The organism is Burkholderia sp. GbtcB21 (genome assembly GCF_019091065.1).
Lineage (GTDB): Bacteria > Pseudomonadota > Gammaproteobacteria > Burkholderiales > Burkholderiaceae > Burkholderia > Burkholderia pyrrocinia_C.
In genome coordinates, this window is sequence record NZ_JAGXKA010000037.1 from 1 (window position 1) to 10,717 (window position 10,717).

Consider the following 10,717-nt stretch of genomic DNA (forward strand, 5'->3'; position numbering starts at 1 on the left):
CTTCGGCATTCAGCCTTGCCACGCCCGCGTCGTCGATAACCTCGCGTGATCGCCTATTAATCAGTGATTCCCTAGGGTTTTCTGCGCCCGTCCAGTAGGCTCAATTGAAGTAGTACGTGCGCTCAGTACGGAGCAAATGAGAGCTCGTGCATCGTTCGAACTCTGGCGGCCTCCCTGTATTCAAAGGCTATATAAGTAGTTCAAATATTATCAATCGTGTTCGCTCACTAAGCGTTATCGCCTCAAAATCAACCGTATGTCCGAAGTCCCCTTGTTTCGACGAACCGCGCAGGAAGCGCAGCGCACGCAGACGCTCGGTAAGATCGTGCTGATCCGTCCCGTTTCATTTGCTGTGCTCGCTGCGACGTCCGCAACCATGGCGCTCGGCGTGATTCTCCTTTTCACGTTCGGCACGTACACACGTCGTACGACGGTCGACGGTGTGCTCACGCCTGACACGGGCCTCGTCAAGGTCTATGCGCAGCAGACGGGCGTCGTGCTGAAGAAACACGTCATCGAGGGACAGCACGTGACGCGCGGGCAGGTGCTCTACACCGTGTCGAACGATCTGCAGAGCGCTGCGGCCGGACGGACGCAGGCGGCACTCATCGGGCAGGCGCAGCAGCACAAGGCGTCGCTGCTGCAGGAGCTCGACGCGACCCAGATGCTGCAACAGGATGAGCGGAACACGCTGCAATCAAAGATCGCGAGTCTGCGTGCGGAACTCGCGGGTATCGACGAGCAGATCGCCGCGCAGCGCAAACGCACATCGATCGCAGATGACGCCGCGGCGCGTTATGCGGTCCTCTTCGCACAGGACTACATCTCGAAGGATCAGGCACAGCAGCGTGAGGGCGACCTGCTCGACCAACGCTCGAAGCTGAACAGCCTGATGCGTGAGCGCGCGAGCACGGCACAAGCATTGAAAGAAACGGTCAACAATCTGTCGGGTCTGTCGCTCAAGCAGCAGAACCAGCTGTCGCAAATCGACCGCAGCGTAATCGACGTTGATCGTGCGCTGATCGAAAGTGAAGCGAGGCGCGAGTTCGTCGTCACCGCGCCGGAGACCGGCACCGCGACCGCGGTGATCGCCGAGCCGGGCCAAACGGCCGACACGTCGCATCCGCTCGCGAGCATTGTGCCGACGTGCGCGCACTGGCAGGCCTACCTGTTTGTGCCGAGCGCCGCGGTCGGCTTTATTCACATCGGCGACCGCGTGCTCGTCCGCTATCAGGCGTACCCGTACCAGAAGTTCGGCCAGTACGAAGCGACCGTCGTGTCGATCGCGCGCACCGCGCTGTCGGCGGCCGAGCTCGCAACGAGTGGTGCGCCCGAAACGCAAAACGCCTCGAACGGTACGTACTACCGGGTCAGGGTCGCACTCAAGTCCCAGGACGTGACGGCCTACGGCAAGGCGCAGCCGCTGCAGGCGGGCATGGCGTTGCAGGCCGACATCCTGCAGGAGCACCGCCGTCTGTACGAGTGGGTGCTCGAACCTCTTTACAGCCTGACTGGCAAACTCTGACGCGGTCTCACCCCTATGTCACTACTCGATCGTCTGTCGTTCGGCATCGGCAGCAAGCTGCCACTGATCTTGCAGACCGAAGCGGCCGAATGCGGTCTCGCATGCCTTGCGATGGTTGCAGGCTTCCACGGTCATCACGTCGACCTCGCGACGATGCGCAGCCGTTTCCCGGTGTCGCTGAAAGGCGTGGGCCTCGGCCGCGTGCTCGACATCGCGCAGTGTCTCGATCTCGGCACCCGCGCGCTGAAGCTCGATCTCGACCAGCTCGGGCAGTTGCGTATGCCGTGCATGCTGCACTGGAACTTCAACCACTTTGTCGTGTTGAAGGACGTGAGCGGCAAGAGCGTGACGATCCACGATCCCGCGCAAGGCGTGCGCACGCTGTCGCTCGACGAGGTCTCGCGTTCGTTCACGGGCGTCGCGCTCGAGCTGTGGCCGACTGGTAGCTTCAAGCCGTGCGAGGCGCCGCCCGCCGTCAAGCTGCGCCAGCTGCTCGGCCCCGTTTCCGGCCTGTCCCGCTCGCTCGGCCAGATCCTCGTGCTCGCCATCGCACTCGAGGTGTTCGTGCTCGTGTCGCCGTTTTTCCTGCAATGGGTGATCGACGAAGTGATCGTCAGCGCGGACCGTGATCTGCTGACCGTACTTGCGCTCGGCTTCGGCCTGTTGCTGTTGATGCAGCAGGCAACCAGCGCAATCCGTGCGTGGGCGCTGATGTATCTCGGCACGACGCTCAACGTGCAATGGCGCGCGAACGTGTTTACGCATCTGCTGAAGCTGCCCGTCCAGTACTTCGAGCGCCGCCATCTCGGCGACGTCGTGTCCCGCTTCGGCTCGATCGATACGATCCAGCAGACGCTGACGTCGGCATTCCTATCAGCGGTGATCGACGGGCTGATGTCGATTGTCACGCTCGCGATGATGTTCGTCTACAGCCGTACGCTCGGGTTCGTCGCGCTCAGCACGATGGCGCTCTACGCGCTGCTGCGCTGGCTCTGGTACCGCCCGCTGCGGCGGGCAGCGGAGAATCAGATCGTCCACGCCGCGAAGCAGCAAAGCCACTTCCTCGAGACGGTGCGCGGCGTAAAGACGATCAAGCTGTTCAACCGGCAAATTGAACGACGCTCAAGCTGGCTCACGCTACTCGTCGAGCAGATCAACGCCGGCCTGCACGTGCAGAAGCTGCAACTGCTGTATCAGCAATTGAACGGCCTGCTGTTCGGCCTTGAAGGGCTCGTCATCATCTGGCTCGGCGCGCGGCTCGTGATGGACGGCGAGTTCACTGTCGGCGTGCTGATGGCGTTTAACGCGTACAAGGGCCAGTTCGACAGCCGCGTCGGCAGCCTGATCGACAAGTTCTTCGAGGTCAAGATGCTGCAGCTGCAGGGCGAGCGCCTGTCCGACATCGTGTTCACGCAGGGCGAATCCGAAGCGGGTGTGCGGCACGTGCCGGGCGAAGCGGAGCATCTCACGGCAAGCATCGAGGCCGACAACCTGGTGTTCCGCTACGCGGAGGGCGAGCCGACCGTGCTCGACGGCGTGTCGCTGAAGATCGAGCCGGGTGAGTCGGTCGCGCTGATCGGCCCGTCCGGCTGCGGCAAGACGACGCTCGTCAACGTGCTGCTCGGCGTGCTCGAGCCGACGAGCGGGGCGATCCGGATCGGCGGCGTCGACGTTGAGCGGCTCGGCCTCGACCGGCTGCGTTCACTTGTCGGCACTGTGCTGCAGGACGACGTGCTGTTCGCGGGCTCGATCGCCGACAATATCAGCTTCTTCGATCCGGATGCCGATCCGAAGTGGGTCGCCGAATGCGCGCAACTCGCGGCCGTTCACGCGGACATCGTTGCGATGCCGATGGGCTACAACACGCTCGTCGGCGACATGGGCACGGTGCTGTCAGGCGGACAGAAGCAGCGCGTGCTGCTCGCGCGCGCACTCTACAAGCGGCCGAAAATCCTCGTGCTCGACGAGGCGACGAGCCACCTCGACCTGCAGCGTGAACGGCAGGTGAACGCCGCGGTCAGCGCGTTGAAGATGACGCGCGTAATCGTCGCGCACCGTCCGGAGACGATCGCGTCCGCATCGCGCGTGATCATGCTCGATGCCGGCAAGGTCGCGCTCGATCAACCGACGGCCGCGCTCACCGATGCGCAAGAAAATGCTGCCGTGGCGGCGGCCCAACCTGGCGCGGGACGGTGAGCGTGATGAAGACAACACGCACGCTCGTCGCGGCCGGCGCACTTGCGTTTTTCGCGTCGCATACCGCACACGCGCAATGGCTCGATATCTACGGGACCCGAAAGCACGTGTCCGCAACGCCCGCCGCACCGATGCTGAGGAACGCGGCCTGCCAGCCTGAGCTTACGAGCGAGCCGCTGGAACTCGAGGACGTGATCCTGCAAGCGATCTGCGCGAACCCGCAGGCGCGCCAGGCTTGGGCGAATGCGCGCGCGCAGGCGGCTCAGGTCGGCGTGAATGAGGCAGCCTATCTGCCGACGCTCAATGCGACGGCGGGCATTCAGCGGAACTGGCAATCGACATCCTACGAGCAAAATCTCGGCCCCATCACGCTCACGGACACGCAGAATCAGATCCATACGAGCCGCTACGACGCGTTGAACCTAAGCTGGGTGCTGTTCGATTTCGGCCGGCGCAGCGCGGCGCTCAGGCAGGCGCGCCAACTGCTCGCCGCCGCGAACGCGACGCAGGATGACACGCTGCAGACGGTCCTTTTTAACGCCGCGCGGGTGTATTTCAACCAGCGCGACGCGCAGGCGGCGCTCGATGCGGCGCGCGAGATCGAGCGCGCCGCGCAGGAAAGTCTTGCGGAGGCAAAGGCAAAACACGACGCCGGCGCGGGCACGCTGAGCGACCAGCTCCAGGCGCAGACGAGCTACCGCCGGGCGGTGCTCGATCGAGTGAGTGCCGAAGGCGACGTGCAGACTGCGATCGGCACGCTCGCTGTCACGATGGGTCTCGATGCGAACACGCCGCTGCAAATCGCGCCCGCCGAGCCAGCCGTCGATCGCAACGAATTCGCGAAAGGCGTCGCACAGCTGATCGAGGAGGCGAAGCGGCAGCATCCGAAGCTTGGCACCGCGCGCGCGAAGCTCGAGGCCGCGCGAGCGAACGTCGACGCGGTGCGCGCGCAAGGGCGGCCGAGCATTTCGCTCACGGGCAGCCTCAACCGAAATAGCCCTTCCTATCAGCAACAATCCCGCATCCAGACCACTTCGAGCCACAGCAGCACGATCGGCGTCCAGGTAACGATCCCGTTCTTCGAAGGCTTCGCATCCGGCTACCGCGTCGCGGCCGTGCAGGCGCAGGCCGACGCGCAAGAAGCCGACGTACAAAACACCGAACTGAACGTGTCGCTCGACGTGTGGACGAGCTATCAGAGCCTGCAGACCGACACCGCGAATCTGGACAATTCGAGGGATCTGCTAGTCGACGCACAGCGCTCGCGCGACGTCGCGCGCGGCCGCTACAAGGCCGGCGTCGGCACGTTCACCGAACTGCTGAACGCACAGACGGCGCTCGCCGATGCACAGAAACAGCGCGTGCAGGCGATATCGAAATGGCGCACCACGCGGCTCAAGCTCGCGGCGAGTCTCGGCAACCTCGGATTGTGGTCGATTAAAGCTCGGTAGTCGGCACTGAAAAAGCATGGAGCCTGATGCAGCAGTGGTTTGAGGAAAACCCAGGAGTCGCCGTCGTTGAGGTAAAAAATGGCGGTAGCAGGGCGTCGAGCCGCCTGTAGCAAGACTTTTAGGTGCGGCGAGCTTCGCGCAGCTGGAATTTGTAAGTCTATGATACATCATTGCTTTCTCGGTCAAACCGCCAGAAAATTCACTGAACGTGCGATCACTCCTTCGCAGGACTGTTCCACTTGACTTTTTTGGGAGGCGCCAATAACATTACAATTACCATTCAATCAATGGAATTCCGAATGATAAAGTTGTTGCGTGTTGATCTTTTGGCATGCAGTGTCAGTTTGGCATATTGACTAGCTTACGAAAAATGAACCCGTCGGTAGTCGCTTCGATCGACATTGCTATTCAAAAATTCGGCAATTCGTATTTTTTATCTTATGGTTTTCACGCATGGAGTATGGCCTTGAAAGAGCTCACGAAGACTGAAATCAATAATGTTGGCGGCGGTATTGTCGGGGTCTTGATTGCTGGCATTGCCGGTTATTTTATTTATAACAGCACCTCTGGCTCTTCGAATGGTTCAGCCGATGTCGCAACACCAACCGAAAAACCAGGGTGCACCATTTTTGCCAATGATCCCGATTTTGATCCGATTTGGCAATGTCATTAGGATCCGGCTTAAGTCCGATTTGGTATTGGTCCGATTCGAAGCCGGGATTTTTTTGATTCCCTTGAATCCATCGTTTCGGGTGCGATCCGCGCGATAGACGAATTCGACGGGGCAGCCACATCGCGGGATGTGGATCCTACTCAATAGCTTGTGGGGTGTTGCGCTTCGCGTGTGAAACTCCGCATCATGAATGCTGACCGCATTTTCGGATAACTTAGATGCTTGAGCTAAATCAAATTGAAGTTGGCACCGTAAGCGGCGGGGCAAATGCTGTGGCGACGGAAATCGTCGTGTTACCTACCGGGTCGGAGTGCAGGTTCGCGTTTTTTAATGGTTCTCCGTTTGGTCCGCCAATGTACGAATGCCCAGTTTGTGAGTGAAATTACTGCCAGGGTATGATGGCTTTGTTCAGCAGGGTATGAACCAAGTTGGTTGCTGACGAAACTATACATTTTTGATGCAAACAGGCCTGCCGAACGAATTCCACATGTTCAGTAAGTTGGCGATGATCATACTCTCGCGCTGCGTCGACTCGAGTCGACGCTTCAGCAGTCGCGCGCCGATGCAGCGTTTGATTCGCGAGATCTGCGATTCGACCAGTGCGCGCTGGCCGTACCCATATTCGTTCCGGTATGCATGGATGCTCTTGTCCTTGATGTACCGAACGAGATGGTCGTGCCAGCGTGTCGCCGGCTGGTCATGAACCACCGCATCACCGGCGGCGGAATCACCGGCAGACGCCGCAGGCCGACCACGCCGCGGTCTGCGCATACTGTAGTACGCGCCGTCGGCGATCACGCAATCGACGTTCGCGTCATGACCTGCGGCGGGATTTTGTAGCCAATCAGGCAGTGAGTCTCGCGTCGATATTATCGGAATCCAGCCAGGCTCGACGGACCACGGCCGGAGGTTGATAGCGATGCGCGCTATGGGGCCGGCGCTCGTTGTAGAACTGCCGCCAGCGTTCGATGAGCACCTTGGCCTCCGCACGGCTGCGGAACCATTCCCGGTTCAGCAATTCGTCACGCAGCTTGCCGTTAAAGCTCTCGACGAAGCCGTTTTGCCACGGACTGCCGGGCGCGATGAAGGCCGGACCGATTGCAGCGTCTCGTAGCCAGCGCATGACCTTGGCAGCGGTAAATTCAGCGCCGTTGTCAGACCGAACGAACGCGGGATTGCCGTACAGCCGCATCAGTCGCGACAGCGTCAAGATCACATCCTGCGACCGCAAGCTGGCGCCGACCTCGATCGCCAGGCACTCGCGGGTGTATTCATCGATCACGCAAAGCATCTTCAACGCCCGCCCGTCCACCAACTGGTCGTGCACGAAGTCGTAGCTCCATACCGAATTCGGCTGTGTCGCACCGGGCAAGCGAATGTCGTTGCCACAACGACGACGGCGAGGACGCCGCCGCGGAATGTTGAGCTGTAAGGCTCGCCACATCCTCCGCACGCGCGATTCGCCCAGCGCCAGCCATGCCGATATCCGCCGGTAGCCGAAGCGCGGCACTTCCTGCGCGGCCGCCATCAGTTGCTCGCCCAGACTTCGATCCTTCTCTGGTTGCTTGAGCGTATAGGTCGCCACCCGACGGCTCAGCCCCAGATAGCAACATGCCTTGCGTTGCGAGAGACCCCGCCGAGTCAGGACTTCCAGCGCTTCGCGCCGGCCCGTTGGGGTGCTCATTTTTTTCGGCTGAATTCCTTCAGGCCGTCGATAACCAGCAATTGTTCGGCAATCAGGCGCTTGAGTTGCTCGTTCTCCGATTCCAGATCCTTGAGCCGACGGGCGTCGGGCACATCCATGCCGCCGAACTTGTTACGCCAACGGTAGAACGTCTGTTCCGAGATGTTGTGGCGCTTGCACAGATCCTTCACCGGCTCATCCCGGCTCTCGGCCTCGCGCAAGATCCGAATGATCTGCTCGTCGGTAAATCGCTTCTTCATCGAGTTCTCCTTGCCTCTAGGATAAAAGAGAACTCACTTGCCAAATGGCTACAAGGATCGTCTCAGGTCAGCCTGTTTCGTCACGTTCGCCTTTAGAGCGGCTAACACAAATCCTCGACGAATCGCGAACAGATAATCGATTCGGCGAGTTTGAGCAGCGCAGTATGGATGTCGATCCGTCGCTCGAAACGGATGCGCGATTTGCCGAAACCCGCAAAGAGGGTCGGCCGGGATTCACTAAAAATCCGCCACACCCCGGTCTTCATGTCCCATTCTACTCGCCGACTTCTGCGGCAACCTGACAATGCCCTTAACGTTCATGCTTGATTTCCTCGAATATTTTTGACCAATTACCTGTGCCTCCTTGATTTCTATTGAAAGGATGGGACGCCGTTCTGATCTCGGCAACAATGCATGGCGTTTCCTTGTACAGTGCCGGAGGGATTGTTCCATTGGCTCGCGGCGTATCTTTCACAATTTTGATTTTTTGCCCCGCATCATCAATAACAAAATAATCATCTCGACCACCCCACTGCACCAATTGCCTCTCACTTATTTCGGCTCTAATCTTCATGTCACTCGACAAGATTCGATGCAGTCTTTTACTATGCATCCGCGAGGCGCTACCAATAAATTGACCCGCACCATGCAATAACTCCATCTCGAGCTTCCCGCCATCATTTGTCGCAAGTAACTCTTTTGCGTCTTCTCGACTCAATATCGAAAATATAACATCTTGAGGAGAGGATTTGATGAGTGTATCAAAATGATGCTTGATGTTCACCTTTTCCGCAACGCCGGCATCATCCAGCCTCCTAGATTTATATATGATTTCTTGATAGGTGACATAGGTCAAAAATGATTTAATTACATCATTTTTTATTTTCGCATCAGAGCACGCGCGCTCCGCTAAACTTCTAGCGACTCCAATAATATCTTTGCGATTCCAGGTATCCGCAAAGATATTGTCGCACTTCCCCGTCCCGATATCGCGAAATGCCATATTAATGTTGGTTTGCTGGTTCCCCCCATTTGCCGGCTTGGCTTTTAGCTTAATCTCTCCCGCGCCCTCCATAAGGTCTATTCTGAAACGTTCGGAAACACGGCCGTTGTAGTTGAAAATTGCTTCCCCGAGAGTCTTGAATTTGGTGGATGTCAAATTGCTTTTAAGTGTCTCAAATGCGAAAGGGAATGCCCCTCCGTCTTGGGTCAAGTGATTTTCAATAATAGGGGTGGTTACCACCTCTATGATAGGAGTTTGCCATTTGGTTCTAAGGCCGCCCTCCAGGTCCAGCCTAATTCCCGGGTTGTCTTTTGACTCCCCGAGTACATAACCTTTTTGTTTAAAAAAATTCTTTGCAGCAACACCATCCAAAATTGCGCCATTTAACTCAACCTCAAAGCCCACCATGTGTAAAGCGGGAATTTGGCAAGGCTGCTTGCGATCTTGAATCGTTACAATACCTTGACTTCCACTTCCAACAGCGGATGGAGTTAGGCTAGCGGCATTCTCGCGATTTTGTATCAAAGACGCCGTGGCATTTGTGCGTTGCGGTTCGTGGGAGTTCTGCACCGATTTGCCCGTCGCGCCCGAGCCGATGCGGATATGATCTGCGATCGTTGGCGCACTCTCAGTGGACATTTGCACCCTGCTCGATGGCTGTGAGGTAACTTTGCCGGGGAAGTCTGCGCTCCCAACTTGCGTTACCCCCGTCACATGAGACGCAAGCGGTGTGCGTGAGGCATTACGCGAGGTTCTGGCATCTGCCCCAAAAATTTGAGATTGAGTCACCAAAGGGTGACCGGACGACAGTGATTTGATAGGCATAGGTTCGGTGGCTTTGATCTGGTAATCAGTTTCTGGGCGATCGCTGCGATGCTCGCGCAGAGATTGCACTACTGAACGACTCAGGGTCGCAGAAATGAGGAACATGCAATTGCGAAATTCGCTCATTCATTCTGCAGTTCCGTGAGCACCTCGGTTGCGCTCATGCTGCGCAGCGGCTTTGTTCGGAAGGGGTAGTTGCGCGGCAGAGTGAGGTCGAGCAAAAAGGGCAATTGATCTTGACCCTGCCTCGCTTTCACGTACAGAGGTGGCCGCGCAAATTCGGACAGTCGGATAAGTGGTTTGGCCGGGGCCTGAGCCAGCGATAATGCTGGCAAAGGAACCGAGGACATGACGAAGAGAACCCGACGGACGCACTCAGCGGCGTTCAAAGCGAAGGTGGCGCTGGCAGCGGTCAAAGGCGAGCGGACGCTGGCCGAACTGGCGCAGCAGTTCGATGTGCACCCGAACCAGATCACGGAATGGAAGCGGCAGTTGCAGGAGCGCGCGGCAGACGTGTTTGGCGCGGCAGGCGCGCCGTCGAGCGAGCCGCCGGTGGATGTGAAAACGCTGCATGCGAAGATCGGCCAGTTGACGCTGGAGAATGATTTTTTAAGCGGCGCGCTCACCAAGTCGGGATTGCTGAGCGCAAAGCGATGATCGACCGTACGCATGCGCTGCCGGTTTCGCAACAGACGCGGCTGGTTGGCATCGCGAGATCGAGCGCGTATTGCCGACCACAGCCGGTCAGCGAGGCCGATCAGTTGCTGATGCGACGAATCGACGAACTGCACATGGAGTTTCCGTTTGCCGGAGCACGGATGCTTGCGCGCCTGTTGCGCCGGGAAGGCCATGAAGTTGGTCGCCGTCGCGTGCGCACGTTGATGAAGCGCATGGGCGTGGAGGCGCTGTACTGCAAGCCGAACACGAGCCGCCGCAACGCGCAGCACAAAATCTGGCCGTATCTGCTGCGTTGCCTGAAGATCGAGCGGGCTAACCAGGCGTGGGCACTCGACACGACGTACAGTACGCCCAGCCAGCGTAGCCCGCCCGTATGGAGGTGAAGCTGCTTGAGCATGTTTGGAATGCAGGACTCCGGAGGA

The 10,717-nt window shown here is 58.6% G+C and carries 7 protein-coding genes and 2 pseudogenes; 5 read left to right on the plus strand and 4 right to left on the minus strand.

Translation table 11 applies throughout. From position 1 onward, the window contains the following. The first annotated feature begins 256 nt into the window (after positions 1 to 256). The 4 genes from KVT39_RS35560 (at position 257) to KVT39_RS35575 (ending at position 5,845) form a co-directional block, all read left to right on the plus strand. Positions 257 to 1,525, plus strand: a complete 1,269-nt coding sequence (locus KVT39_RS35560) for an HlyD family secretion protein (protein ID WP_217591311.1) — start codon at positions 257 to 259, stop codon at positions 1,523 to 1,525. A 15-nt stretch (positions 1,526 to 1,540) separates the two neighbouring features. Continuing rightward, complete coding sequence (locus KVT39_RS35565) at positions 1,541 to 3,721, plus strand: peptidase domain-containing ABC transporter (protein WP_217591312.1); 2,181 nt, start codon at positions 1,541 to 1,543, stop codon at positions 3,719 to 3,721. Beyond that, on the plus strand, positions 3,718 to 5,172 hold the full coding sequence (locus KVT39_RS35570; RefSeq protein ID WP_217591313.1) for a TolC family protein: 1,455 nt from the start codon (positions 3,718 to 3,720) through the stop codon (positions 5,170 to 5,172). Before KVT39_RS35565 ends, KVT39_RS35570 begins: the two co-directional genes overlap by 4 nt. Before the next feature lie 370 nt (positions 5,173 to 5,542). Further along, positions 5,543 to 5,845, plus strand: coding sequence for a hypothetical protein (locus tag KVT39_RS35575; protein WP_217591314.1), 303 nt, complete (start codon positions 5,543 to 5,545; stop codon positions 5,843 to 5,845). Between the two features lie 444 nt (positions 5,846 to 6,289). On the opposite strand, the gene KVT39_RS38220 is transcribed toward KVT39_RS35575, so the two are convergent. The 4 genes and pseudogenes from KVT39_RS38220 to KVT39_RS35595 form a co-directional block, all read right to left on the minus strand. Continuing rightward, positions 6,290 to 6,643: a hypothetical protein gene (locus KVT39_RS38220; protein ID WP_254640775.1), complete on the minus strand. Its 354-nt coding sequence runs from the start codon at positions 6,641 to 6,643 to the stop codon at positions 6,290 to 6,292. Between the two features lie 46 nt (positions 6,644 to 6,689). Continuing rightward, positions 6,690 to 7,789 (minus strand): IS3 family transposase gene (locus KVT39_RS35585; protein ID WP_217591315.1). Its coding sequence is split into 2 segments (ribosomal slippage): positions 6,690 to 7,537 and positions 7,537 to 7,789, totalling 1,101 coding nucleotides; the frame shifts between segments, so codons are not numbered across the junction. 101 nt (positions 7,790 to 7,890) lie between these two features. Then, a pseudogene (locus KVT39_RS35590) lies at positions 7,891 to 8,004 on the minus strand (IS5/IS1182 family transposase); the annotation flags it as partial. A 95-nt stretch (positions 8,005 to 8,099) separates the two neighbouring features. Then, a complete protein-coding gene (locus KVT39_RS35595) occupies positions 8,100 to 9,743 on the minus strand; it encodes a hypothetical protein (protein WP_217591316.1) in 1,644 nt (547 codons plus the stop codon). A gap of 222 nt (positions 9,744 to 9,965) precedes the next feature. Here KVT39_RS35595 and KVT39_RS38225 point away from each other — a divergent pair. Continuing rightward, a pseudogene (locus KVT39_RS38225) lies at positions 9,966 to 10,639 on the plus strand (IS3 family transposase); the annotation flags it as partial. Positions 10,640 to 10,717: the final 78 nt, after the last annotated feature.

Excerpts from the sequence above, each read along its gene's own strand:
- KVT39_RS35560 (WP_217591311.1), top strand. The coding sequence starts at position 257 with ATGTCCGAAGTCCCCTTGTTTCGACGAACCGCGCAGGAAGCGCAGCGC.
- KVT39_RS35565 (WP_217591312.1), top strand. The coding sequence starts at position 1,541 with ATGTCACTACTCGATCGTCTGTCGTTCGGCATCGGCAGCAAGCTGCCA.
- KVT39_RS35575 (WP_217591314.1), top strand. The coding sequence starts at position 5,543 with ATGAACCCGTCGGTAGTCGCTTCGATCGACATTGCTATTCAAAAATTC.
- KVT39_RS35595 (WP_217591316.1), bottom strand. The coding sequence starts at position 9,743 with ATGAGCGAATTTCGCAATTGCATGTTCCTCATTTCTGCGACCCTGAGT.